Annotated in this window: 26 protein-coding genes; 10 read left to right on the forward strand and 16 right to left on the reverse strand. The window is 67.2% G+C overall.

Going from position 1 to position 24,536, the window contains the following annotated elements:
* Nucleotides 1-62: 62 nt before the first annotated feature.
* Both FHS96_RS11485 and FHS96_RS11490 read left to right on the forward strand, forming a co-directional pair.
* Nucleotides 63-815, forward strand: a complete 753-nt coding sequence (locus tag FHS96_RS11485) for a 16S rRNA (uracil(1498)-N(3))-methyltransferase (protein WP_429591015.1) — start codon at nucleotides 63-65, stop codon at nucleotides 813-815.
* 72 nt (nucleotides 816-887) lie between these two features.
* Nucleotides 888-2,258, forward strand: coding sequence for a glutamate--cysteine ligase (locus FHS96_RS11490; RefSeq protein ID WP_429591018.1), 1,371 nt, complete (start codon nucleotides 888-890; stop codon nucleotides 2,256-2,258).
* 136 nt (nucleotides 2,259-2,394) lie between these two features.
* Here the strand turns inward: FHS96_RS11490 and FHS96_RS11495 are convergent, their stop codons facing one another.
* Nucleotides 2,395-4,188, reverse strand: coding sequence for an aminopeptidase P family protein (locus tag FHS96_RS11495; RefSeq protein WP_429591021.1), 1,794 nt, complete (start codon nucleotides 4,186-4,188; stop codon nucleotides 2,395-2,397).
* A 98-nt stretch (nucleotides 4,189-4,286) separates the two neighbouring features.
* On the opposite strand from FHS96_RS11495, the gene FHS96_RS11500 reads away from it, so the two are divergent.
* From FHS96_RS11500 to FHS96_RS11515, 4 genes are all read left to right on the forward strand, one after another.
* Nucleotides 4,287-6,344, forward strand: a complete 2,058-nt coding sequence (locus FHS96_RS11500) for a S9 family peptidase (RefSeq protein WP_429591024.1) — start codon at nucleotides 4,287-4,289, stop codon at nucleotides 6,342-6,344.
* Entirely contained in the window at nucleotides 6,341-6,640 is a 300-nt protein-coding gene (locus tag FHS96_RS11505) for a cupin domain-containing protein (protein WP_429591027.1), read from the forward strand. Before FHS96_RS11500 ends, FHS96_RS11505 begins: the two co-directional genes overlap by 4 nt.
* Before the next feature lie 252 nt (nucleotides 6,641-6,892).
* A complete protein-coding gene (locus tag FHS96_RS11510) occupies nucleotides 6,893-7,180 on the forward strand; it encodes a hypothetical protein (RefSeq protein ID WP_429591030.1) in 288 nt (95 codons plus the stop codon).
* A 62-nt stretch (nucleotides 7,181-7,242) separates the two neighbouring features.
* A complete protein-coding gene (locus tag FHS96_RS11515) occupies nucleotides 7,243-7,413 on the forward strand; it encodes a hypothetical protein (RefSeq protein ID WP_429591033.1) in 171 nt (56 codons plus the stop codon).
* Between the two features lie 10 nt (nucleotides 7,414-7,423).
* On the opposite strand, the gene FHS96_RS11520 is transcribed toward FHS96_RS11515, so the two are convergent.
* Nucleotides 7,424-8,428 (reverse strand): sensor domain-containing diguanylate cyclase, encoded by a 1,005-nt coding sequence (locus FHS96_RS11520; protein ID WP_429591036.1) that lies wholly within the window; start codon nucleotides 8,426-8,428, stop codon nucleotides 7,424-7,426.
* Nucleotides 8,429-8,676: 248 nt separating this feature from the next.
* Here FHS96_RS11520 and FHS96_RS11525 point away from each other — a divergent pair, with 248 nt between their 5' ends.
* From FHS96_RS11525 to FHS96_RS11535, 3 genes are all read left to right on the forward strand, one after another.
* Entirely contained in the window at nucleotides 8,677-9,630 is a 954-nt protein-coding gene (locus FHS96_RS11525; protein WP_429591039.1) for an aldo/keto reductase, read from the forward strand.
* Nucleotides 9,631-9,708: 78 nt separating this feature from the next.
* Nucleotides 9,709-10,830, forward strand: a complete 1,122-nt coding sequence (locus FHS96_RS11530; RefSeq protein ID WP_429591042.1) for an NADH:flavin oxidoreductase/NADH oxidase — start codon at nucleotides 9,709-9,711, stop codon at nucleotides 10,828-10,830.
* Nucleotides 10,827-11,690: a 2-dehydropantoate 2-reductase gene (locus FHS96_RS11535; RefSeq protein ID WP_429591045.1), complete on the forward strand. Its 864-nt coding sequence runs from the start codon at nucleotides 10,827-10,829 to the stop codon at nucleotides 11,688-11,690. Before FHS96_RS11530 ends, FHS96_RS11535 begins: the two co-directional genes overlap by 4 nt.
* A gap of 7 nt (nucleotides 11,691-11,697) precedes the next feature.
* Here FHS96_RS11535 and FHS96_RS11540 read toward each other — a convergent pair whose 3' ends face one another.
* The 7 genes from FHS96_RS11540 to FHS96_RS11570 form a co-directional block, all read right to left on the reverse strand.
* Nucleotides 11,698-12,474: a hypothetical protein gene (locus tag FHS96_RS11540; RefSeq protein ID WP_429591048.1), complete on the reverse strand. Its 777-nt coding sequence runs from the start codon at nucleotides 12,472-12,474 to the stop codon at nucleotides 11,698-11,700.
* 163 nt (nucleotides 12,475-12,637) lie between these two features.
* On the reverse strand, nucleotides 12,638-13,651 hold the full coding sequence (locus FHS96_RS11545) for a Rieske 2Fe-2S domain-containing protein (protein WP_429591051.1): 1,014 nt from the start codon (nucleotides 13,649-13,651) through the stop codon (nucleotides 12,638-12,640).
* Nucleotides 13,648-14,778 (reverse strand): ATP-grasp domain-containing protein, encoded by a 1,131-nt coding sequence (locus FHS96_RS11550; protein ID WP_429591054.1) that lies wholly within the window; start codon nucleotides 14,776-14,778, stop codon nucleotides 13,648-13,650. Before FHS96_RS11550 ends, FHS96_RS11545 begins: the two co-directional genes overlap by 4 nt.
* Complete coding sequence (locus FHS96_RS11555) at nucleotides 14,771-16,009, reverse strand: hypothetical protein (RefSeq protein WP_429591057.1); 1,239 nt, start codon at nucleotides 16,007-16,009, stop codon at nucleotides 14,771-14,773. Before FHS96_RS11555 ends, FHS96_RS11550 begins: the two co-directional genes overlap by 8 nt.
* Nucleotides 16,002-16,838 carry an MBL fold metallo-hydrolase gene (locus FHS96_RS11560; RefSeq protein WP_429591060.1) on the reverse strand — a complete coding sequence of 279 codons (837 nt, stop codon included), beginning with the start codon at nucleotides 16,836-16,838 and terminating at the stop codon, nucleotides 16,002-16,004. Before FHS96_RS11560 ends, FHS96_RS11555 begins: the two co-directional genes overlap by 8 nt.
* The gene (locus tag FHS96_RS11565; protein WP_429591062.1) at nucleotides 16,835-17,836 is read right to left on the reverse strand and encodes an NAD-dependent epimerase/dehydratase family protein; all 1,002 of its coding nucleotides are present in this window, start codon (nucleotides 17,834-17,836) and stop codon (nucleotides 16,835-16,837) included. Before FHS96_RS11565 ends, FHS96_RS11560 begins: the two co-directional genes overlap by 4 nt.
* Nucleotides 17,833-18,822 (reverse strand): 3-oxoacyl-[acyl-carrier-protein] synthase III C-terminal domain-containing protein, encoded by a 990-nt coding sequence (locus FHS96_RS11570; RefSeq protein WP_429591066.1) that lies wholly within the window; start codon nucleotides 18,820-18,822, stop codon nucleotides 17,833-17,835. Before FHS96_RS11570 ends, FHS96_RS11565 begins: the two co-directional genes overlap by 4 nt.
* A 125-nt stretch (nucleotides 18,823-18,947) precedes the next feature.
* On the opposite strand from FHS96_RS11570, the gene FHS96_RS11575 reads away from it, so the two are divergent.
* Nucleotides 18,948-19,376, forward strand: a complete 429-nt coding sequence (locus FHS96_RS11575) for a hypothetical protein (RefSeq protein ID WP_429591069.1) — start codon at nucleotides 18,948-18,950, stop codon at nucleotides 19,374-19,376.
* Between the two features lie 4 nt (nucleotides 19,377-19,380).
* Here FHS96_RS11575 and ung read toward each other — a convergent pair whose 3' ends face one another.
* The 7 genes from ung to FHS96_RS11610 form a co-directional block, all read right to left on the reverse strand.
* Nucleotides 19,381-20,091: a uracil-DNA glycosylase gene (gene ung, locus FHS96_RS11580; RefSeq protein ID WP_429591071.1), complete on the reverse strand. Its 711-nt coding sequence runs from the start codon at nucleotides 20,089-20,091 to the stop codon at nucleotides 19,381-19,383.
* Nucleotides 20,092-20,420: 329 nt separating this feature from the next.
* The gene (locus FHS96_RS11585; RefSeq protein WP_429591074.1) at nucleotides 20,421-20,846 is read right to left on the reverse strand and encodes a winged helix DNA-binding protein; all 426 of its coding nucleotides are present in this window, start codon (nucleotides 20,844-20,846) and stop codon (nucleotides 20,421-20,423) included.
* 117 nt (nucleotides 20,847-20,963) lie between these two features.
* Nucleotides 20,964-21,257 (reverse strand): hypothetical protein, encoded by a 294-nt coding sequence (locus FHS96_RS11590; RefSeq protein WP_429591077.1) that lies wholly within the window; start codon nucleotides 21,255-21,257, stop codon nucleotides 20,964-20,966.
* 124 nt (nucleotides 21,258-21,381) lie between these two features.
* Complete coding sequence (locus FHS96_RS11595) at nucleotides 21,382-21,660, reverse strand: hypothetical protein (protein ID WP_429591080.1); 279 nt, start codon at nucleotides 21,658-21,660, stop codon at nucleotides 21,382-21,384.
* Nucleotides 21,661-21,757: 97 nt separating this feature from the next.
* On the reverse strand, nucleotides 21,758-21,943 hold the full coding sequence (locus FHS96_RS11600; RefSeq protein ID WP_429591083.1) for a PspC domain-containing protein: 186 nt from the start codon (nucleotides 21,941-21,943) through the stop codon (nucleotides 21,758-21,760).
* Nucleotides 21,944-21,971: 28 nt separating this feature from the next.
* Complete coding sequence (locus FHS96_RS11605) at nucleotides 21,972-22,103, reverse strand: hypothetical protein (protein WP_429591087.1); 132 nt, start codon at nucleotides 22,101-22,103, stop codon at nucleotides 21,972-21,974.
* A 171-nt stretch (nucleotides 22,104-22,274) separates the two neighbouring features.
* On the reverse strand, nucleotides 22,275-24,086 hold the full coding sequence (locus tag FHS96_RS11610; protein WP_429591090.1) for a tetratricopeptide repeat protein: 1,812 nt from the start codon (nucleotides 24,084-24,086) through the stop codon (nucleotides 22,275-22,277).
* Nucleotides 24,087-24,536: the final 450 nt, after the last annotated feature.

The following is a 24,536-nucleotide window of genomic DNA, read 5'->3' on the forward strand; positions in this document are numbered from 1 at the left end:
ACCCTCAAAGGGAGAAGGTTTGGTGGTCGACTTCCCGGCTTTCCCACGGCAAGCATCGCGCGATGCCTGCCACTCCTGCCTGGCCGCCGCGCTCCACCCCGCGCCTGTTCGTCGACGAGCCCCTCGCCGGAGGAGCGCAGCTGCGCATCGACGGCGCGCATGCGCACTATCTCCGCACGGTGATGCGCGTCGGCGATGGCGACCCGGTGAAATTGTTCGACGATCGCAGCGGCGAATGGCTGGCGATCGCCGCTGCCGCGGGCAAGCGTGACCTGCTGCTCACAGTCTCCGATCATCTCCGCGCGCGCGAGGCGGTCCCCGATTTCTGGCTGCTGCCCGCCCCGCTCAAGCGCGGGCGCATCGATCTGGTGGTGGAAAAGGCCTGCGAACTTGGCGTCGCGCGGATCCAGCCCGTGGTCACCCGCCGCACTGTGATCGACAAGTTCAAGGCGGATCGGCTGCGCAGCGCCGCGATCGAGGCGGCGGAGCAGTGCGACCGCACCAGCCTGCCCGAACTCGCCGAGCCGGTCGCGCTCGACGCGTTGCTCGACACCTGGCCCGCCGATCGCGCGCTGTTCTTCGCCGATGAGCAGGGCGGGGTGCCGATGGCCGAGGCGGCGCGCGCGCATGCCGGCCCGGCGGCCTTGCTGATCGGTCCCGAGGGCGGGTTCGAGGATGGCGAGCGCGAACGCATCCGCGCCACCAAAGGCGCGGTGGCCGTGTCGCTTGGCCCCCGTATCCTGCGCGCCGAGACCGCGGCAATCGCCGCAACGGGGGTGTGGATGGCGGTCAACGGGGACTGGGCGAACGAATAAGCCCCGTCACATCAAGAGATAGGGCGTCTAATGCTACTGGCGTAGCCATTGATCGCTCGCTAGAGGCCCGCCATGAGCACGCGGACGGTTTCCACGGAAAAAGACCCTGTCGTCGAGACTCTCGACGACCTGCTTCGTGTCTTCGCGAAGGGAGAGAAGCCCAAATCCGCGTGGCGGATCGGCACCGAGCACGAGAAATTCGTCTACTGGAAGGCCGATCATCGCGCCCCCAGCTATGAGGAACCGGGCGGCATCCACGCGCTGCTGATCGCGCTCACCAAGTTCGGCTGGGAGCCGATCTATGAGGGCGAGAACATCATCGCGCTTTCCGGGCCGGACGGCAATGTCAGCTTGGAGCCTGCCGGCCAGCTCGAACTGTCGGGCGCGCCGCTCGACAATCTGCACGAGACCTGCGCTGAGACCGGCCGTCACCTGAAGCAGGTGAAGGAGATTGGCGACAAGCTCGGCTTCGGCATCCTCGGCCTCGGCCTGTGGCCGGACAAGACCCGCGCCGAACTGCCGATCATGCCCAAGGGCCGCTACGACATCATGCTGCGCCATATGCCGCGCGTCGGCAGCCTCGGGCTCGACATGATGCTGCGTACCTGCACCATCCAGGTCAACCTCGACTATGCGAGCGAGGCGGACATGGCGAAGAAGTTCCGCGTCGGCCTGGCGCTCCAGCCGCTGGCGACCGCGCTCTTCGCCAATTCGCCCTTCCTCGAAGGCAAGCCCAACGGCTTCCTCAGCTATCGCAGCCATATCTGGTCGGATACTGATCCGGCGCGCACCGGCATGCTGCCCTTCGTGTTCGAGGACGGCTTCGGTTACGAGCGCTATCGCGACTATGCGCTCGACGTGCCGATGTATTTCGTCTTCCGCGACGGCAAATATATCGACGCCGCCGGGCAGAGCTTCCGTGAGTTCCTCGAAGGCCGGCTGCCCGCGCTGCCGGGCGAGAAGCCGCTGCTGTCGGACTGGTCGGATCATCTCTCCACCGCCTTCCCCGAAGTGCGAATGAAGAGCTTCCTCGAAATGCGCGGCGCCGATGGTGGCCCGTGGAACCGCATCTGTGCGCTGCCGGCCTTGTGGGTGGGGCTGCTCTACGACCAGGCCGCGCTCGACGCCGCGTGGGACGAGGTGAAGCACTGGACGCTCGAAGAGCGCCAAGCGTTGCGCGATTCGGTGCCGAAGCTCGGCCTCGACGCGCCGGTCCCGGGCGGCAAGCTGCGCGACCTCGCGCCCCGCATCCTCGAAATCGCCGGCGCCGGCCTCACCGCGCGTGGCCGCCTGAACGGAGCGGGGGACAGCGAGAATGGTTTCCTCGATCCGCTGCGCGAAGTCGTCGCCAGCGGCAAGGTGCCCGCCGAGGTGCTGCTGGAACGCTATCACGGCGCCTGGGCCGGCGACCTTTCGCGGGTCTATGATGAGATGAGCTTCTAGAACCTGAACCTTCTCCCCTTTGGGGGAGAAGGATACGAAGCCTTATGAGCGAAGCGAATTAGACAAAGTTGGATGAGGGGTTGCGCTCGCGCAGCGAGCGTGCGGCGCGAGAGCGCCGCACGCCCTCAGATCGCAATCAAATCGCAGCGCAGGCCTCTTCCAGCCATGCCTTCGCCTCACCCTCAAGCTGCGGCCCGACCAGCGCCAGCACCTGCGCGTGATAATCGTTGAGCCACGCCAACTCCGCCGGGCTCAGCAATTCCACGTCGATCAACGCACGATCGATCGGCGCGAAGGTCAGGGTCTCGAACCCCAGCATGGTCTGCTCGCCGCCGGGGATTTCGCGCTTCTCCACCAGCACCAGATTCTCGATGCGGATGCCGTAATCGCCAGCCTTGTAATAACCGGGCTCGTTCGAGAGAAACATGCCGGCGCGCAAGGGCTCGGAAGGTCCGCCGCCCGGATAGCTCGGCTTGGCGATGCGCTGCGGGCCTTCATGCACTGACAGGAAGGCGCCGACGCCGTGGCCGGTGCCATGCGCATAATCGAGCCCCGCCGCCCACAGATATTGCCGCGCGAACCCGTCGATCTGGCCGCCATTGGTGCCTTCGGGAAAGACCGCGGTGGCGATTGCGATATGGCCCTTGAGCACGCGGGTGAAGCGGTCCTTCATCTCCGCGGTCGGCGTGCCGACGATCACCGTGCGGGTGACGTCAGTGGTGCCATCGGCGAACTGGCCGCCCGAATCGATCAGGAAAATGCGATCCATCTCCAGCGGCAGGTTGCTCGCCTCGTCGACGCGATAGTGCGGGATCGCGGCGTGCGGTCCGGCCGCCGAGATTGTGTCGAACGACAGGTCGCGCAGCAGTCCTGTTTCTTCGCGGAAGGCGCGCAGCTTCGCGGCGGCCTTCAACTCGTCAATGCCGCCCTTGGGCGCCTCGATCGACAGCCAGTGGAGGAAGCGGCTGAGCGCTGCGCCGTCGCGCGCCTGCGCCGCCTTGTGGCCGGCGATCTCCGCGGGGTTCTTGATCGCCTTGGCGAGCACCGCGGGATCGCGCACCGCCAGCACCGTCGCCCCCGCCTTGTCGAGCGTCTCGAAGATCGCGGCGACCGCGCGCTCAGGATCGACGGCGACGCGCTTACCCGCCAGCCGTTCCAGCCCGGTTTCGAACGCGTCGCGATCCATCAGACGCACGCCGTTGCCGAGGTGGAGCGCCACCTCGTCGTCGACCTTCTCGGTCGCGACGAACAGGTCGGCGGTCGCATCGGCATGGACGATGGCATAGGCCAGCGCGACCGGCGTGCGATCGACATCCTGCCCGCGCACATTGAACGTCCAGGCGATCGAATCGAGCGCGGAAAGCACCGCTGCCTCGGCCTTCTGCGCCACCAGCCATTCGGCGATCTCGTGGCGCTTCTCGGCCGAGCTCCTGCCGGCGAGTTCGTCGGGCTGGACGAGCAGCTTGGCGTCGGAGGGTTCGGGCTGATCCGCCCAAACCTTGTCGATCGGGTTGGCGGTGACCGCGACCAATGTCGCGCCCTTGGCGGCGAGCGCCTTGGTCGCCTGCGCTACCCAGTCGCTGGTGTGCAGCCAGGGGTCATAGCCGATGCGCGCGCCATCGGCGGCATGCTCCGTCAGCCAGTCAGAAATGCTGGTTTCCGGCACGCCGACATAGGCCCAGTGATTGCCGTCGACCTGCTCGCGCACCTGCAATGTATAGCGGCCGTCGGTAAAGATCGCCGCCGCCTCGGGCAGCACCACCGCCGCGCCCGCCGAGCCCTGAAAACCGGTGAGCCAAGCCAGCCGCTGCGCATAGGCGCCAACATATTCGCTCATATGCTCATCGGTCAGCGGCACGACGAAACCGTCGAGCCGATCGTGGAGCAGCTGTTCGCGCAACGCCTTCAGGCGCGCCTCATGGGTGGACATACACACTTCCCGTATCCAGATATGGCGCCCAACATAGGGCCGCGCTCGTCCTGAGGCCAGCGGTCCGCGCCCCACATCCTCCTCCGGAAAGCGCCTTCATGACCGATGCCAAGCCGCCCGTCGCCGCGATCAAGCCGCAGACCAATCAACGGCACGGCGTGAGCTGGACCGACGATTATGCCTGGCTGCGCGACCCCGGCTATCCGGACGTGAAGGATGCGGAGATCCTCGCCTATCTCAAGGCCGAGAATGACTGGTTCGAAAGCGCGATGGCGCCGCACCAGCCGCTGATCGAGACGCTCTTCCAGGAGATGAAGGGCCGCATAAAGGAAGACGATGCCAGCGTCCCCTCAAAGGATGGCGACTATCTCTACTGGCGCTCGTTCGAGATCGGCGCGCAATATCGCAAATGGTGGCGGCGTCCGGTGGCGGGCGGCCCCGACGAGCTGATCCTCGACGAGACCGCGCTCGCCGAGGGCAAGGAGTATTTCCAGCTCGGCGCGATGGACATCACCGCCGACGATCGGCTGCTCGCTTATGCCGTCGATGATGACGGCTCCGAACGCTATACCATCCGCATCCGCGATCTGGTGACGGGCGAGACGCTGCCCGATCTAATCGAGGGCACGCTCGGCGGCATCGTCTGGGCGGAGGACAACCGGTCGCTCCTCTATGGCCAGGTCAACGATAATTGGCGGATCGACACGATCAAGCTGCACCGGCTTGGTACCGATGCCGCCGCTGATCGGGTGATGTATGAGGAGCCCGACGACGGCTTCCAGGCCGGCGTCGGCATGACCCATTCGCGCAAGTGGATCCTCGTCGCGACCGGCGACAATGTGACGAGCGAAATCCGGCTGCTGCCGGCAACCGATCCGGATGCCGAACCGGTGCTGGTCCGCGCGCGCGTGCCCGGCGTGGAGTATGAGGTGGAAGAGCATGACGGTACGTTGTTCATCCGCACCAACGACACCGACACCAATTTCCGCCTCGTCACCGCGCCGGTCGAGACGCCCGGCGAATGGACCGAACTGATCGCACCCTCGCGCGATTTCTACCTAACGGACGTTTCGACCTTCGCTGATTTCTACGTCGTCGAGGGCCGCGAAAAGGGCCTCGATCAGATCGAACTGCGCGATTATGCGGGGGGTGCACCGAGGCGCATCGCCTTCCCAGAGGCGAGCTATGTCGCCGGGCTGGACGAGAACCCGGAATATAAGGTCGACACGCTCCGCCTTTCCTACGAGTCGATGGTCACGCCGGACACGGTGGTCGAATATGACGTCGCCACCGCCGCGCAGACCGTGCTCAAGGTGCAGGAAATCCCCTCGGGCTATGACGCGTCGGCCTATGTGACCGAGCGGATCGAGATCGAAGCGCGGGACGGCACGATGATCCCGGTCTCGATCGTCCACTGCCGCGATTTCGCGCGCGACGGCAGCCAGCCGCTCCACCTCTATGCCTATGGCGCCTATGGCTATGCGATCCCGCCCGGCTTCTCGACCGCGCGCCTCTCGCTGGTCGATCGCGGCTTCGCCTATGCGATCGCGCATATCCGCGGCGGCGACGATCTCGGCCAGCAATGGTATCTCGACGGCAAGCTGGAAAAGCGTACCAACACCTTCAACGATTTCGTCGATGTCGCTAAGGCGCTGATCGAACGCGGCTATACCGCGAAGGGCGCGATCACCGCCTCGGGCGGCTCGGCGGGCGGTGAACTGATGGGCGCCGTGGTCAATTCGGATCCAGACCTGTGGGGGGCGGTGGTCGCGCACGTACCCTTTGTCGACGTGGTCAACACCATGCTTGATCCCGATCTGCCGCTGACCCCGGGCGAATGGCCCGAATGGGGCAACCCGATCGAGGATGAAGCCGCCTTCAACCTGATCCGCAGCTACTCGCCCTACGACAATGTGACCGCGCAGCCCTATCCGCCGATGCTGATCACCGGTGGCCTCAACGATCCGCGCGTGACCTATTGGGAACCGGCGAAGTGGACCGCGAAGCTGCGCGCCAGCAAGACCGACGGCAATGTGCTGCTACTCAAGACCAACATGGGCGCCGGCCATGGCGGGAAGTCCGGTCGCTTCGACTCGCTGCGTGAAACCGCCGAGGAATTCGCCTTTCTGCTCTGGCAGACCGGCCGCGCGGCATGAGCGGCGCGGGCGGCGAGGCGGAGCGCTTCGAAGCGCTGCTCAGCCGCCCCGACGTGCTGATCGAACGCATCGTTTCCAACGGCCACACGACGCCGCCCGACCAGCCCTATCTGCAATCGCATGACGAATGGGTGATGATCGTCTCCGGCGCGGCGCGCGTGCTGGTGGAAGGCCAGCCGGAACGCAGCCTGGCGCCGGGCGAATATATGCTGGTGCCCGGCGGCGCAAAGCACTGGGTGACGTGGACGGCCGAGCACCAGCCGACGGTGTGGTTGGCGGTGCATCTGCTGGGATAATATCGGAAAACGCGAAGGCGGCGTTCGCTTGTCGGCACCCGCCCCCCCCCCCCCCCGCCATGATCGCGAAAGGGAGAGACGCGATGATGCCGTTCGCCTTGCCCATCCTGATGCTGCAAGCCGCAGCACCGCCGCCGCGGCAGGCGCCGAAGGAAGAGCGCTGCTATGTGAAAGAGACACAGAACGGCGTCGCCGTTCACGTCTATATCCTGAGAGGCTTTCGACCCGCCTCGCGAAATAGCCGGCCTGTGGGTGAACCAGTTCGAGGGCTCATCCTTCCATGAGGGCGTCACGTCACTCGCCGCCCTGGAGGGGCGGCCGCATCGCGTCTGGCTGTCGATGGACAAGGACAGCGTGCTTCCGCTCGATTTCAAGCCGCAGCGCAGCCATGTCTATCGGCTGCGCTTCGTTGGGCGCACGGCGACCGACATGAATCGCAAGCCCCTGGAGGGCTATGGGCATTTCGGCGTCTCGCCGGGCATGGTGCTGATCGACCGGCTGGTTGCGTGGGAGGATCTGGGGCCGGTGGCGGCGCACTGATCCGATCGACAGGCCGGCCGTCGCAGGTTACGCTGCTCCGCACAGGACAGGGGGATCGCGCCATGCTGCCGATGTGGGTCTATATCGCCGTCGCCGCGCTGATCGCGGCGGTCTCCTTCGTCATCGGGCAGTTCGTGCCGGGATTCGGTGTCTCGTTCGTCGTGCTGGCTTCGACCTTGTGGACGGTCTGGTCTGTCCGCCGGCACCAGCGGTTGAGCCACCCGCGCTGCTGATCGTGCGCGGTCAGTGCCGCTGCATGCGGCGCGCTGCTTTCTCCGCGTACATCCGGCGATCGGCTTCGATCAGCCAATGGTCGAGATCCGCGATCGTGCTCGCGCCCACCTCGATGCAGCCGACGCTGGCGGACAGGCGATAGGCGCGGGCAGAGGTCGCGTTGCGGCTGTCGATCCGCTTGACCAGCCGTGCGCGCAACGCATCGCCGTCGATTTCTGGCTCGATCATCATCACGCAGAATTCGTCGCCGCCCATGCGCGCGACGATGTCCGTGGAGCGCAGGCTGGTTCGCAGCACGTCCGCCAGATCGACCAGCATTGCATCGCCTACCGCGTGGCCCAGCCGATCGTTGACCTGCTTCAGTCCATCCGCATCGATATAGGCGAGCAGCACCGGCAGGTGTGCGCCAAGCGCGGCCTGCGCCGCCTCGTAAAAGCCGCGGCGGTTGAGCAGCCCGGTCAGTTCATCTGTGATCGCGCGCTGCTGGATCTCGCCATGTGCGCGGACCAGTTCCTCGGTGCGCGTGCGAACGCGATCCTCAAGCTCTGCGTAGACCGAGATCGTCTCCATCGCGACCGAGGTCGCGTCGGCCAGCGCCTGCAACAGCTTGACGTCGATCTCGGTCGGCTGATGCGTCTCCGCCCAGTAATTGCCGATTGCGCCCACCGGATCGAGCGTACGGATCGGCACCATCACCATGCTTTTCACAAAGGTCGGCCGGTAGGCGGCGTGCGGGATGCGGGAATCCTGATAGATGTCGGGGATCACCGCGGGCTTGCGGTTGCGCATCACCCAGCCGCTGATGCAGGTTTCCTGCGGAAAGCGATGCCCCTTCCACAGTGGCGCGATGGCATCCTCATCGGCGTAATGGCAGAAATCGCCGCGATCATTGAGTACGAAAGTCGCGCCATCGGCGCCGGTCAGCTCGCGCGCCACGGTGCGAACGATGCGCTGCACCGCATCCAAGTCACGCGCCAGCGACAGCTCCTGAACCGCCTTTAACAGGCGTTCCATGCCAACACGATATCGACGTTCGACAGCGGCTGCCACTTGCGGCGCCGCCAGTGATTCATTTACGACCACAACCATCCCCCCACGCGGGATAGACAAGCATATTAACGGGTAACACGCGGCGCTTCAAGCGGATCGCGGCACCAATGGAAAGTGAAAGCTTCGCAATCGTAACGAATGCAAGTGTGACTTGGATTTGGCGGCGCTCCTCGGGGTATCGTGTGATTTTACCGGGTGACAAGGAGGCGGAAATGCAGAAACGCGCGCTCGGCCGGACAGGCCTCTCGATCGCGCCGCTGGTGTTCGGCGGCAATGTGTTCGGCTGGACGGTGGACGAGGCGCAATCCTTCGCGCTGCTCGACGCCTTTGTCGACCATGGCTTCGACGCCATCGACACCGCGGACGTCTATTCGGGCTGGGTACCGGGTAACAAGGGTGGCGAATCGGAAACGATCATCGGCAAATGGCTGAAGGCGCGGCCTGGCATGCGCGATCGGGTGACGATCTTCACCAAGGTCGGGATGGACATGGGCCCGCCGGGCGAGAAGGGGCTTTCAGCGCGCTGGATCACCGAGGGTGTCGAACGGTCGCTGATGCGGCTCAGCGTTGAGACGATCGATCTTTATTTCTCACACGCCTTCGATCCGGCGACGCCAGCGGAAGAGACCCTCACCGCCTATGCCGAGCTCATCGCGGCGGGCAAGATCCGCGCGATCGGCGCCTCCAACTTCACCGCCGACCAGCTTGCTGCAGCGCTGGGCGTGTCGCGGGAGCAGGATCTGCCGCGCTACGATGTGCTCCAGCCCGAATATAGCCTTGTCGAGCGTGCGGGGTTCGAGGGTGCGCTTGCGGATCTGTGCAAAGCGGAGGAGATCGGCGTCGTCACCTATTTCAGCCTCGCCTCGGGCTTCCTCACCGGCAAATATCGGTCCGAGGCAGATCTCGGCCAGTCGACACGCGGCGGCCGGGTCGCCAAATATCTCGACGCGCGGGGGCGGGCGACACTCGCCGCGCTCGATGAAGTCGCCGCGCGTCATCGCGCGACACCGGGCGAGGTAGCGCTCGGCTGGTTGATCGCACAGCCGGCAGTGACTGCGCCGATCGCAAGCGCCACCCGCATTGAACAGGTTGCCGAGTTCGCGCGCGCGGCGGAGATCGCGCTCAGCGACGAGGATGTTGCGGCATTGAACAACGCAAGTGCGTAAAACGATCGGTCCGGACATCTTGGTGGCGTGCGTATGCATGCCTATTTCGCACCTGCGAAATGTGCTCGGGAGATTTTCATGGCCGGACCGAAACTGTTTGAACCGCTGACCGTCGGCCAGCTCAGCCTGTCCAACCGCATCGTCATCGCGCCGATGTGCCAATATTCGGCGGTCGATGGCTGTATGACCGATTGGCATCAGATTCATCTCGGCCATCTTGCTTTGTCCGGTGCGGCGCTGCTGACGATCGAGGCGACCGCGGTCGTCCCCGAAGGCCGCATCACCTATGCCGATGTCGGCCTGTGGGACGATGCGACCGAGGCGGCGATGGCGAAGACGCTGGAGAGCGTGCGCCGCTGGTCTGACATGCCGATCGCGATCCAGCTCGCCCATGCCGGCCGCAAGGCTTCGACCGACCTGCCCTGGCTCGGCGGCGCGCAGATCGCGCCCGATCACACCAATGGCTGGCAGACCGTCGCCCCCTCGGCGATCGGCTTCAACGACAGCGATGTCGCGCCCCACGCGCTGGACGCGGCGGGGCTGGCACGCGTGCGCGATGCCTTCGCCGAAGCGGCGAAGCGCGCGGCGCGGCTGGGCATTGATGCGGTGCAGATCCATGTCGCGCATGGCTATCTGCTCCACGAATTCCTCTCGCCGCTCTCCAACCGCCGCGAGGATGAATATGGCGGTTCGCTCGAGAACCGCATGCGCTTCCCGCTTGAGGTGTTCGATGCGGTGCGCGCCGCGTTCCCGGCGGACAAGGCGGTGACGGTGCGCGTCTCGGGCAGTGACTGGGTGGAAGGCGGCTGGGATGCCGAGGGCACCATCGCCTTCGCCAAGGCGCTGGAAGCGCGCGGCTGCGCCGCCATCCACGTGTCGAGCGGCGGGCTGCACCCGGCGCAGGCGATCCCGGTCGGCCCCTCCTATCAGGTGCCGCTCGCACGGGCCGTGAAGCAGGCGGTTTCGATCCCGGTCGTCGCGGTCGGCCTGATCACCGACTATGAGCAGGCCGAGGCGATCGTCTCGACCGGCGACGCCGACCTGATCGCGCTGGCGCGCACCATTCTCTATGATCCGCGCTGGCCGTGGCATGCGGCGGCGCATCTCGGCGCGCATGTTCACGCGCCCAACCAGTATCTCCGCTCGCAGCCGCGCCAGTACAAGTCGCTGTTCGAGCTGCCGGGCAGCGCCGAGGGATGACGAAAGTCGCGGTGGTCGGCACCGGCGCGGTCGGTGCGACGGTGGCGGCCTGGCTGATCGCCGATCCGGCGCTGGACGTGGTGCTGTGCGCGCGCACGCCCTTCGAGCGGTTGCGCGTCGAGACGCCGGCGGGCGTGCTGGAAAGCACGCCGCACCTGCTGACCGATCCCGCCGCGGCGACGCCGGTCGACTGGGCGCTGGTCATCACCAAGGCCTATGATGCCGCGGGCGCGCAGGCCTGGCTCGACCGGCTGGTGGGTGAGGGCACGCGCGTGGCGGTGCTGCAGAACGGTGTCGAGCATCGCGCGCGTTTCCCGGCCATCGGCACGGAGCGGCTGGTGCCGGCGATCGTCGACATCCCCGCCGAGCGCAGCGCGCCCGGCGTGGTGGTGCAGCGGCGCACCGGCGGGATGATCGTGCCGGCCGGCGAAGGCGGCGACGCCTTCGCGGGCTTGTTCGCGAACAGCCCGATCGAGGTGCGGACGACCGCCGACTGGACGACCGCTGCGTGGCGCAAGCTGGCGGTGAACTGCGCCGGCGCGGTCAACGCGTTGACCTTGAAGCCCTCGGGCATCGCTGCCGACGAAGAGATTGCCGATCTGATGCGCGCGCTGGTCCGCGAATGCATCGCGGTCGGCCGCGCCCAAGGCGCCGACCTGCCCGATACGCTCGCCGACGAAGTGGTCGCGGGCTACCGCGCCGGCCCGGCCGATTCGATCAACTCGATCCACGCCGACCGGCTGGCCGGCCGCCCGACCGAGGCCGACGCGCGCAATGGCGTGATCGCCCGGCTGGGCGCGGCGCATGGCATCGATACACCGCTAAACCGGATGGCGGATGTGCTGATCCGGGCAGCGTAGACAGCCCTTACGGCTGCTGCTGCTCGCTGCGGCCGTCGTAGAAATCATAGTGGATGCGCACCCACGCGCCGACCAGCAATCGCCCGCCCACGCGCGGCGGTTTGACGCGGAACTGCCAGGCCGCCTGCCGCAGCGCACTCGACAGCCCCGAGCCGCGCGGCGATTCGCCGAGCTGGCGGCAATTGTCGACGCGATAGTCCGGAATGGTCTGGCAGATGATCTCGCCCCAGCCCGAACCCCGGCGGTTCTTGGGCATGTAGAAGGCCAATTCGTTACCCCGGGGGCGGACATGCCAGTCCGCCGCATAGAGCTGCTCGCCGTTCGGCCCCTGGCCGACCTCCTCCGAATCCGCGCCGCCCTGGCCGTTCTGCGCCGTCTGCGTGCCCGACTGTGCCGATCGCGCCATCTTGGAGATGTCGGTCGAGGCAAAGTCCTGCCGCGACATGATGATCATGTTGGGCGGCATCGGCGGCGCATTGGGCGGCGCGACCGGGGGCGGGGGCAGCACGACGGGCGGCGGCGGCTTGACCTCAGCCGGGCGCTCCTCCGCTGCCTGCCGCTGCTGGCGCGGCGCCTGCTTCTTCTCCTCCTTGCCCTGATCGTCAGTGACGTTGATCAGCTTGAAGCTCTTGGTGCCGGATTTTGCCATGTCAGCGATCTTCGGCGCGAGCGAGAGCAGGCCCACGAGGATCAGCGCGTTGACGACCAGCGCGAGGACAAGCGCCCCCGGCCGGCGGCGACGGCTGTTGCGATCCCAAGGAGAGGGGGCAGACTGTGCGGCCACGGGAAAACGCTCAGGCCCGCCCGACGGTCTGCACCGAGAAATTGCTCAGGGGACGTCCGTTCTCGATCATGGATTCCGTCATCACGCCCAGATAGGGGGCGCTGCTGTCTGGCGGCAGTCCGTGCCAGCGGTCAAATGCAGAATTATTTCTGTCTCCGCGAAATTATAGTTCCACCGCGAACGGCCCTTCCTCGGCTGGCGCGATCCGCTCCCCCGCCCACAGCTTCGCCACCCGTGGCCCCAGAAAATCTGCGGGCCCCTGCACGAATCGCGGCCCGCCGAAGCGTTCGATCGTTGCCAGTTGCCGCTCCAGCGCAATGCGATCCTGGCGGACCACCGGCGCGAGGAAGGTGCGGATCGCGGCCTGTTTCAGCCAGGCCGGGGCGAGTCCCTTCGGTGTCGTGAAGCAGGCGAAGGGGCGGAACCAGTCCGGCGCCTCAGGGGTGAAGAAGGCGGTGACGCACAAGGTCAGCCGCTCGGCGCCCTGCCAGCGGGCCTGAATCGTTGCCGGCGGATAATAATGGGTGACGCTGCCGCTGCGTCCGCCGCTCTCCAGCGCGCGGGACATGATGCCGTAGTCGGGCTTGTCCTGTTCGATGACGACCGCGATATCGCGTTCGCGGGCATCGACGCGCATCGTTACCGGCATGCGCCGCTCGGCGCGGCGGATGAAGCCGTCATGGATGAAATTGGTGTGGAAGGGATCGAGCACATTCTCGATCGCATCGAGCGCGCGGCCACGCCAGCGCCCCTGCGCCCACCAGAAATGATCATGGTCGGGATCGCCGAGCAGGGGCGGCAGCGCGAAGCTGCCATCGTCGCCGGCGACGCGGACGAAGATCGCGCCGTGGCGCTCGACCACGCCGATCGACTCGGCGGCGAGCAGGCTGGCGCGGGCGGGATCGAGCGCGATGCCTGGCGTCTCGATGCAGGCACCGCCGCTGGCGAAGCGCCAGCCATGGTAGGGGCATTGCAACGCGCCATCGCGGACCCGGCCGAGCGAAAGCGGGTGGTTGCGGTGCGGGCAGCGGTCGCGCAGCGCGCCGACGCCGTCTGCCCCGCGAAACAGCACGATCGGCACCCCCGCCGCCATCCGCGCAATTGGCCGCGCCTTGAGGTGGCGGGACAGCGCGATGGGCAGCCATGCCTCTCGGAGATTGGAGGGCAGCGGCGTCATGCCTCGCCGTTCCATTCGATGTCCGCGGTCATCTGCTCGGCGAGCGTGCGGCGGTGGCGCAGCGCCTGCGCACCGAACAGCGCGCTGTCGGCGGCGGCGCCGAGGATCGGCCAGCGGTCGTGCGGCGCGCCGACGACATCGCGGCCACGACGCTGCTCACCGAACCAGTCCTGATGGCGGCCGCTGCGCAGCGCGGTGCCGATGCCGAACCACCATAGCGCCGGCCCGACATGTACGCGCAGCCGGCGCACCGGCATCACCGGTTCGCCGGCGAGCATCGCCCGCGCGAGGCCGGGACCACGGCCGAACAGATGCGCACCGCTGGTCGCGCGCGGGTTGCATTCGATCAGGTGAAAGCGGCCCTCCCGGTCGCGGATCGCGTCGCAGGCGAACTGGCCGGTGCCGACCGCCGGTGCGAGACGGGCCGCGATTTCGCCCACTGCCTCAACTTGCGCGTCGGGCAGCGCTGCAAAGGCATAGCCGGCGCCGCCACCCAGCCGCCATGACGATCGATAGGCGGCAAAACCGGCAAGCGCACCGCCATGGGCAATGGCATAGAAGCTCACCTCCTCGCCAAGGATCCGCCGCTGCGCGACCCAGGGCGCATCGGCACTGGGCGTGATCCCGTCGAGCCGCGCCGGTCCGACTCGCGCCTGCGTGCCGAAGCGCGAATGAACCGGCTTGAACACCCATTCGGTGGGCGTGCCGGCGAACCGTGCCAGCGCGGCAAGCGTCTCCAGCCGATGCGTCTCGGGGACGGTCAGTCCGAGGCCGGCGGCGAGCGTTGCGAAACGATCCTTGGCATGGAGTTCGAACAGCCGCGCCGGCGCAGGCGCGAACAACCGCTCCAGCCCCAGCCGGGCGAGATGGAATATCTCCTCGCAGGTCGGCACGACCAGCACCGGATCGAGCGCTGCGACCAGTTCCGGCGCAGCACGCGCGAACGCTTCGGGTGCATGGCGGGGCGAGGGCAGGCGGTGGAACGCGCGCGGCGTGCGGGACCAGCGGGCGATAAGCGCCGGGGCGCTGTCCGCCACATGCACCTCATGGCCGGCGGCGGCGAAGCTGCGTGCGATGTCGAGCGCGACGGGCGCGCGGGCGCCGGTAATCAGAACGCGCTCAGCCACCGCTGCACCAGCGTACACGCCGCCTTTTCGGAGCGGTTTCAGGATGAAAGGGGCGGTCGATGACGGGGCGATCGATGCGGTGTGCGGCCAGCAGCGTGCGCAGTGTCGGTGCGGCCAGCTCCGGCGCGTCGCTTTCCACGGTGACACCGCCGGGGCCCGCAATGGCACGCCAGCGGGCGCCGCCGCCCAGCACCTCGGCCAGCGCGGTTTCGACATCGCGCGGGCAGATCGTCACCCCGTCCCAGTGCCAGAGGTCGTCGATCCGCCCCTCGACCGGACGGATCGCGCGGGTGGGCGCGCCGCAGGCGCAGCTGTCCAGCGGCTCGACCAGATCGTCGAGCCGCACGCGGACGATCGGCTGTGTCCGTCGTCCGAGATCGGTGACGATCGGGCGGAAGCGGCTGGTCCCGGGCACGGGTTCGAGCTCAACCACCATCTCTGGCTCGTTGAGGTGGAGTGTGCCCATCCGGCATGTCGCGCCGATGAACCCCTCAGTGGCCTGGTAGATCGGATCGGGACGGCGGCCGAGCCGTGTCGTGATCCAGCCGCGCTCGGCCTCACCCAGCGGCTCGGAGCCGTAGAACAGGCGGCTGAGCGCAGGCAAGGAGATGCCAGCGGCTGCGAGATCCGCCAGCACATGCGGCGGCGCGATCAGCACCTGCGGATCGATGCGCTGGAGCGCTGCGGCGCGTCCGGCCGGGCTGGCGCTAAGCGGCACGAAGTGAAAGGCGAAGCGCCCGGCGCGCCCGACATCACGGTAGAGCGCGCTGTCCGCGCGCAGGCACAGGGCGATGCGACGTCCGCCGAGCAGTGCGCGCGCGGGCAGCAGCCGCGCCAGCGCCTGGCCGACATAGCGCGCGCGCTCCCCCGGGTCGGCGAGGAACAGGCCGCGCGTGCCGCTGCTGCCCGTCGAAAATCCCGCGCTGATCCCGCCGGGGAGCAGCGTGGTCTCACCGCGTTCGGCAGCCTCGGCGGCAAGGTGCGCGTCGGCTTCGCTGAGGCCGCGGCTGTTCCATCCGGCGAAATCCGCGCGCATCGTCGTGACATCGGTGATCGGCAACGCCTCCAGCGGTCGGCCGGCATGAGCGGCGAGCGCCGGCGTCGCGCGCAGCACCGGTGCCATCCGCTGCCAGAGCCGCGCCTGACGGCGTGCCAGCGCGTCGCGATCACGGATGCGCGCGGCCCAGCGCGTGCGTGCCCATGATCCGAGGATCGCCGCCCGATCAGCCACCGATCGACCGCGCGGCCTCTGGACAGTGGGAGGGCAGCAGCAGCATCTCCGCGTTGCGCGTCGCCAGTCGGTGCAGAGCGTTAAGGGTGGCGCGGTAGCGGCCGGTGTTGCCGAGCAGCGCGGTGGTCAGGCGCGGCGGCGGTGCATCGTCGCGGATCGCGCCGATCGACCAGGCGGCGTCGCCGACCAGCATCAGCCGCCTGCCGTCCTCGCTCGCCAGCGCCAGGCCCCAATGGCCGGTGCAGTGGCCGGGCAGTTCGACCGCGATCAGCGCGCCATCGCCGAACAGGTCGACGCCCTGGTCGAAGGGCGCGAAGTCGCCGGGCAAGGTGACGCGCGGCAGATCCTCGAAGAAGGTGGTGCGACGTGGTGGATCTTCGGGCACGAGCCCGGCAAGCAGCCCGCGTCGCACGCGGGCGAAACGTCCGCGCGCACGCAATTCCGCCATCCCCGCGCGCGCGCAGAACAGCCGTGCGGCGGGGAAGGCGGCGAGCCCGGCGACATGATCCCCATGGAAATGCGAGAGGATGATCGCGCTCACCGCCTCCGGCGCGATGCCGGCGCGGGCGAGCTGGTCGACCGCCGCCTCGCCCGGTGCGAGGTTCACCGGCGTCGTCCAGCGATAGAGCCGCTCGGGGAAGCTCTGCGTGGCGGCGAAGAAGACAGGGTCATAGCCGGTGTCGAACAGGATCACCCCCTCGCTGGGATGCCGGATCATACCGACCAGCGCGGGGAAGCGGGTGGCGCAGAGGCTCGCACCGCTGCGCGCCATCGCCGCCGGGTGACGGCAATGGCCGGCCTCGATCAGCTCGAACCCGCAGCGGATCATGCGCGGCCCAGCACCTGCGCCGCGGTTTCGCGCGCGCTGGCAACGGCGTCATGGTGCGGTTCATACCCCAGCAGGCTGCGCGCACGGCTGAGATCAAAGGTCTGCGAGAAAGCGAGCGTCGCCACGCCATAGCGCGTGACCGGCGGCTCGGGGCGGCCCGGCACCAGGCCGTACGCGGTTTCGAGGAGGCCGGCGATGCGCATGACGGCACCGACGGAGACAGGCTTGAAGCGTATCGGCCGCCCGGCGACCTCGCCCAGCGCCTCCACCAGCTTGCGGATGGTGACGGGTCGCCCGCCCGAGATGTTGACCGCCTGCCCCGCAGCGGCGGCGCGGTGTTCGTCGGCGAGCAGCAGCGCACGGCAGGCGTCGCGCACGTCGGTCAGTTCCACCAGCGCTTGCCCGCCATTGATCAGCGGGAAGCGGCCGCGGCGGACGATGCGCAGCAGCCGGGGCAGCAGCACGCTGTCATCGGGCCCCATCACCGCGCGCGGGCGGATCGCGACCGTCTTCATGCGTGGCCCATCGGCGGCGAGCACCAGTCGCTCGGCGGCGAGTTTCGTCGCAGCATAGGCGTTCATCGCCGGTGCTTCCGGCGGACTGTCCTCCGTCAAAGCGACGCGGTCGCGTGGCGCGGCGTAGATCGACGGCGAGGAGACGAAGATGAAGCCATCGCAGCCAGCGCCGTTGGCGGCGGCGAGCAACTGGCGGGTGGCGGTAACGTTGATCCGCTCGAAGGTCTCGAACGGACCCCACGGGCTCGAAAGCGCGGCGGCGTGGAACACCACGTTCACACCCGCGCACAGCGCCGGCAGTGCTTGCGGGTCCGTGAGGTCGGCAGGGCGCGGCTCGGCGCCCATCGCGGCCAGCCGGTCGAGCACTGCTGCGCTGCGGCCGGTGGCACGGACGCGATAGCCGGCGGCCAGCAGGGTCGGCACCAGCGTCAGGCCGAGCCCCCCGGTGGCGCCGGTGACGAGCGCGTGCCGCGGCGCGCTCACAGCCGCAGCACCATCGCCGCGGCGCTGATCCCGGCGGCGGTACCGAGCAGCAGGACCGACTGGCCCGGCCGCAATCGCCCCGTGTGCTGTGCCATGGCCAGGCCGCTCGGCAGCGAGGCGGCGATCTGATTGCCATGATCGGCGAAGATGTCGACGACGCGCGCCGGATCGCCACCCATCAGCCGACGGACATGCTCGACACCAGGCGCGCTCGCCTGATGGCAGACGATCAGGTCGACGGTCTCGCGGGTGAGGCCGGCCTCGGCGAGCGTGGTGTCGACCAGCTTGGGCAGCCCGCGCGCGGCCGCCTTGAAGATCCCGAACGCGTCCATACGGAAGCGCGAACCCGCGACCAGCGCGTCATAGCCCTCTTCCACGCGGATTCGCGTGCCGCCGGCGGCGAGCACCGCGAGGTCGCGGCCCTCACCCCAAGTGGCGAAGCGGCTGGCGATAAGGCCGGCGGCGCCATCGGCTGCCTCGACGCAGATCGCGGCGGCGCCATCGCCGAAGATCGCGGCGGAGGCCGGAACGTCGAAGTCGAGCCCGGCGGAGGCGATGTCCGCCGAAGCGATCAGCACGCGGCGCCACCGCCCGTGCGCGATGCCGAGCGCGACGATGTCGAGCGCGGTCAGGAAGGACAGGCAGGTCTGGTTGACGTCGAACGCGGGAATGCCCGAGCGGCCGAGGCCCAGCCGCTCCTGGATCAGCACCGATGTGCCGGGAATCGGCTGTTCCATTACTCCACAGGCGCCGATCAGCAGGTCGATCGAGGCGGCGGGCCAGCCGGCGCCCGCCAGCGCCGCTTCGCACGCGGCGGCGGCCATCATCGAACTGGTCTCATCCGGGGCAGCAACGCCCCGCGCGGCGATGCCGAATTCGGCCTCGGTCCAGCCGGCGGGCTTGCCGAACTGCATGTCCAGCGCCGTCGACGGGCGATTTTCGCGCGGGCGATAGGCGCCATATCCGGCGAGACGAAAGGATATCATGCGGAACCGGTCATGACGCGGCAGGATGATAGCGGCCGAAGGGATTACGCCAAAGCATTTCCTGCCAGCGAAGCATCTTTGGCACCGAACGATCCGGTGTTAGAAGGGCATATGAAGGGGGCACAATGCCGTTCATGACGATCCTGACCGGATTGATGCTTGCTGCGGAACCCGTGGCGGCTCCGGTATGTACGCTTCCACCACTTTCGGTCGATGTGGATCTTGAAAGCTTCACGGCATCGGGGCGAGACGCCTCGCCGGAGCGGATCGCTGCGATCCGGATGGGAACGATGGCCAATCTCGGCCGAGCCTTCTATCTGCTGTGCACTGACGGCAAGGTGACGCAGGCGACGCTCGCAGGCCGGGCGCTGACCATCCAGAATGGTGAGGGTGCGGCGGATCCGCTCTTCTACGTCGCGAATGGCGCGCCGCGGCGGCTGGTGCTGCAATTCGCCTTCGGTGACGGAATGCCGCCCTCGACCGCACAGGCCAGCCATGCCTTGCTCTGCCTTGCGCATCCCGGCGATGCCGGATGTGGGATCGAGGACGCATGAGCGCTTAGCTTTCGGTGCCCGCCAAGGCTGGCAGCGCCCAGTCGATCGGCGGCAGGCCGCGCTGCTCCAGAAAGGCGTTGGCCTGCGAGAAGTGCCGGCTGCCAAAGAAGCCGTTATGCGCCGAGAGCGGCGACGGGTGCGGCGATTTCAGGACGAGATGCTGTCCACCCCGGTCGATGCTGTCGACCGCCGCCGCTTTCTTTTGCGCATGGCTGCCCCACAGCATGAAGACGACCGGCTCGGGCTTCGCGTTGACGAGGCGGATCACGGCGTCGGTAAAACGCTCCCACCCCTTGCCCTGGTGCGAGGCGGCCATGCCCATTTCTACGGTCAGCACCGAATTGAGCAGCAGCACGCCCTGCTTCGCCCAACGTTCGAGGAAACCGTGGCGTGCGCGGGGAATGCCGAGATCGGCCTCCAACTCCTTGTAGATGTTGACCAGCGAGGGCGGGATGCGCACGTCGGGCTGCACCGAGAAGCACAGGCCATGCGCCTGGCCGGGGCCATGATAGGGATCCTGCCCGAGGATGACGACGCGGACGTCGTCCAGCGGCGTCAGGTCGAGCGCGCGGAACCATTCGCCGCCCTTGGGGAAGATCCGCTTGCCCGCCTCTTTCTCGGCGAGCAGCCACGCCTTGAGCGTTTGCATATAGGCGCTGTCGAATTCACCGCGCAGCGGCTCGAGCCAGCTTGAATGGAGTTTGACTTCGGCCACGGCGTGCCCCTCACCAGAATCGCCGTCCGATTGGGCGAAGCCGATGATGCTGTCAAACCACTGCGAGGGACGAACGCTTCGGCGCTGGGGGGCTTCGCCCTGCCGCTGCGGCCGTGACAATCCGCTCCGCTTTGGAGCGGATCATTGGCCGATGCGGGTTCCGTCCTTGACGTGGCGCCGCAAAAGCGCAGCATAGCCCGCAGAAGGCTGGGGACTATGCATACCAATTCTGGCGACGTTATCACGCGCGTTTTGCGCGCCTATGATCTTTTGAATGAGGCACTGACCTTGCTCGACCGGGCCGGCGAGCGGGACATCGGCGCGACCCTCTATCTTCCGTTGGGATTGCTCGAAGAAAAATTCGCATTGTCACCGCCCACCGATCCGACAGCGTCGGCGGCCGACCGGAAGAACCGGTCCATCAAGGACAATTGAGTATCGGTCAGGCTCACGAGCGTCCGCCGCCGGTCTGACGGGTCGGCCGTGCGCTTGACCTTGCCGAGCCGTTCAAGCTGATCGATCCAGCGCAGCGCCGTCGTCTGCGGCACACGGGCACCCACGCACGCGTCGCCTACCGCCAGCGGCCGGTCTTCCACCGTCGCGACATAAAGGTCGAGCAACAGATCCCAGGCAGGATCTGCAAACTGGCCGTGGCCGCCGATCATGCGATCGCGGAGATCGCGGACCCGAATGATCGCCTGCGCTGCCCGTACATAGGCTGCGCGCTCGCTATCCACTTCGGCGGCGCTCCGCATGACCGGCTGCCGAATCATCCTCGACGCCGCCGCGGCCCGCGCACGCCCCATGCGCCCTTGAATCCGCACCATAACCCCCCTGCTTGGGCCATACAGTTTCGCATCGGCGAACCGAGGTCAAGCGGGGAGCAACGCGAAAGCGATGCTTTTGATCTGCAGCAATACGCCGTAACATGTATAGCTGGCCCAGAGCAGCGATGCGGCAATCAGCAATCGCTGGACGATCACGCCGATCCGCTGCGGACGCTTTTTCTGCAGCTCAACCGAATCAATGGCGTAGAGCATGTCGGAAAGGCCGCGCGGCACCGGCGGATCCAGCGAGTAGCGGCGCCCGTCGGCGTGCCAGGCATTGGCGGCATCCAGACGATCGTTCAGCCGATCCGCTTCGGCCGCCATGAAGGCGTCGACCACCTCATCCTCGCCGCGGGTCAGGCGATGCCAGTTCATCTGCGGCGCGCGGCCGATCCGCGGGTCAGGATGGCGAAGGCGCCCATATGTTCCCGTTTACCACCGGGGCGAAGCGTCGCCAACCCGATCAACTTCCGTGCGACGGGCGCTTGAACCCCAGCCGGCCGAGGATACGCCGCAAGAGGCCGCCGCGACGGCGACTGCGCCCTGGCTCGCGCCTGCGTTGCCGCTCAAGCTCTTCCATGGTCAGTTTGAACCGGTACGCATCATCCTTGGTGATGTTGGGCCGGTTCATCTTCGCGCGCAGCACGTCCTCTGCCTTGTCGCCATGATCGCGGATCAGCCAAGCTGCCTGGTCGCGAGCACGGCTGTGGATCGCAGGATCGCGATGCTTATAGCCCCACATTCGACACCCCTTCTATGGCCTGCGTGGCAGACCAACGGTGTCGATGCTATGACTTAAATCACAGCTCCAAAGCAAGCCACAGAGGTTAATGTGCCGTTCAGCGGGCGTCGGCGAGCCATGCTGTCAGCAGGTAGACAAGCAGCGTGGCCGGGCCGAGTGCGAATAGGGTCAGCAGCACCAGGCCGAGGCGAACAAGAAACGGATCGGTCGATGTCCAGCGGGCGAAGCCCGAGCAGACACCGAGCAGCTTCGCATTGGATTTGTCGAGAGCGTAGGACGACATCGGCTGTTCCTGAAGCAGTGGGTTTGGGTCAGAGCGTCGGCTGAGCGGTCAGCGGGGTGACCGAGGGCATCACCGCGGCGGACAGCGCCATGCTGCTGACCAGAAGCGCGCCGGCAGCGGCGAAAAGGGTACGGCGCAGTTCGGCGAAACGGATCGACATCGTAAGGCTCCCTGAAAGAAGGCGCCGCACCGTGCGGCTATGCCATTCTTCAGCAAAAGCCGTGCCAAACCGCCCAGACACGGTCTTTCAGGGATTTCACCGTGTATGAAAAAGCGTCAGTCACGCACAATGCGCCATGTGTTGGTGGAAAGTTCGGAATTCTGGCGCAATTCAGCCCGTGACCAATCCAACTTCCTTTAACGCTTCGATGGTGCGCGGCCCCAGCCAGGGAGACAGCGACGGGCTTGCCGCGAGCGATGCTGCATCGCCGTTGCTGCCGGCGCCACGGAGCACGCGCCGCCATGATGCGGCCGCAGCGGCACGCTGGCCATTTGCGGCCTGCGCAAGCGCCATCGTCAAATCGTAGGATGGGCGGGTGGCGTCCATCGGCGGAATGATCATGTTGGCCAGCGCCAGCGCCTCGGGCGCCTCGTGCTGGCGGATCAGCAGGATGACGAGCGGGGTTCGGGTGTAGGCGGGGCCGTTGGGATCGAGCAGCAGCGCCTCGCGCAGGATCTGCTCCGCATCGGGGTCCCCGCACTCGAACATCGCCGCGCCAAGCGTCGCCAGTTTCTCGCCGCTATAGGGGTTGAGCTCGATCGATCGCTGCGCGCTGGCCTTGCCCAGGTCGCAGCGGCCTTCGGAGAAGAAGGCGGTGGCGAGCGCATAGTGGCCGACGCCGCTGAAGGGATCGGAGCGTACAGCATCGCGTGCGAGGCGCGCGCCTCGCCGGCGCAGGGCGGCGGCGTCGGCAGGGGTTAGGCGGGCGGCGTCAAAGGCCATGAACGAACGTGCGGCGAGCACATTGGTCTTGTTCGGGGTGAGTTCGCCCGATCGCTCGAGACAGGTGTCGACCGTCGTGTAGATCGCCGGGTCGCGGGTCCGACGATAGTCGTGATAGAGGACAAGGCAGGGAAAGCCCGGTGCCGCGGGATCGATGAAGCGCGCGCGCTGGTCGGTCGCGACCACACCGAATGGTTGGATGATCTGCGCGATCATCGGGCGCAGCACGGGTTCGAGCGGAGTTGCGTCGGAGGGCAGCACAACCGTCTGCGACCAGATCTGGCGGCCGGACTGAATGTGATAGATCTGCACGGCGAGGGTCGTTCCGCCGCCGTTGGTCGAAACGCGGCCGACGAGTCGGTAGTCCGCCGACGTCTGGCTCGCATTGTTACCCGCCTGGATCAGCGTAACGAAGGAGCGGTAGAGCGCGTCGCCAAGCACCGCATCCACCCGGCTGCCGATGCGCGTCGCCTCCGGGCTGCCATCGGTGCTGACGTGCTGCAGTTCGAGTGCGGGCGCGGGAACGATCTCGGCATCCGCCAGGCTGCGCAGCGGATTGAGTACCAGCCACAGCATCGCAGAACCCAGCAGTGCCACGATCGCGAACACGACCAGCGCCCAGCGCAATCCACGGCGTGGCGGTGCGGCGCCTTCCCAATCGGCGCGCGTCCGATTCGCTATCGCGCCGTCCCCGGCGGGCGTGATGGCCGTGGTGGCGGCAGCCGGGGCGCTCGTTTCCTGCGGCGTGATTAGCCGCACCTTGTAGGATCCGTTGGGAATCGAGAGGCCCACGCCGGCAACCAGCGGATGGCGCGCATAATAGGCGTCGAGCATGCGGCGCAGTCGGCCGACCTGGACGCGCGGATAGCTATCTGCCTGGGTGTCGAAATCGGGATCGCGGCCGAGGCCATCGACCGCTACCGAATAGGCCTTTACCTGGTCGCCACGACCGGCGAGCGTTTCCTGGACGAGATAGTCAAGAAGGCGGCGCATGACCGGCGCGCGCAGGAATTCCGGTGACGCGGAAATCGCCGCGACCGCAGCCTCCACATCTCCGCGCCTGGCGCCTTCGCTCGTCACATCCTCGTAAACGCCCATCGCATCCCGCTGCGCGGCGTTACATGCGCAATCGCCACGCACCCCCTTGAATTGGCTCCACGCGCAATCCGCCCCGGTGCGCGAGCGCCGGTCAAGACTCATCGTCAAACCCGACGCTACATTGCACGCTAAACTGGTCGGGGCAGTAACACAAATGCTTAGGATTCGGTCGGTCTATCGCTGCTCAGGCACCGTTCGCCCTTGGATTCCGTGGATGTAACCGTGACAAGCGGTCTCATACTGCGCCAAATGCATCCATGTGACGCATAAACACCTCGAGTTCGAATGCTTGCCGGCGAATCCAACCGGCAACACGCGAACACCGGGATGGCAACATGTCTGGCGGTGTATCTGGTCGCATCGTCCGGCACCAAAGTTCGGCATCCCGTGTGTCGCAGCCACATTATCGGGCGACGGCTTTTCCCCACGAGCCGTCGAATCGGGGTGGCTGCTGATTTCCCTGGGTCGGGGGCGCCATTTTCCCCACAGCGTGGCGCCCCCGGCCCAGGTGACTTTCTTCCTCCCCTGACCAGACCGAACCGCACCGAGCGG

This window comes from Sphingomonas zeicaulis (assembly GCF_050433225.1).
Classification (GTDB): Bacteria; Pseudomonadota; Alphaproteobacteria; order Sphingomonadales; family Sphingomonadaceae; genus Sphingomonas_D; species Sphingomonas_D zeicaulis.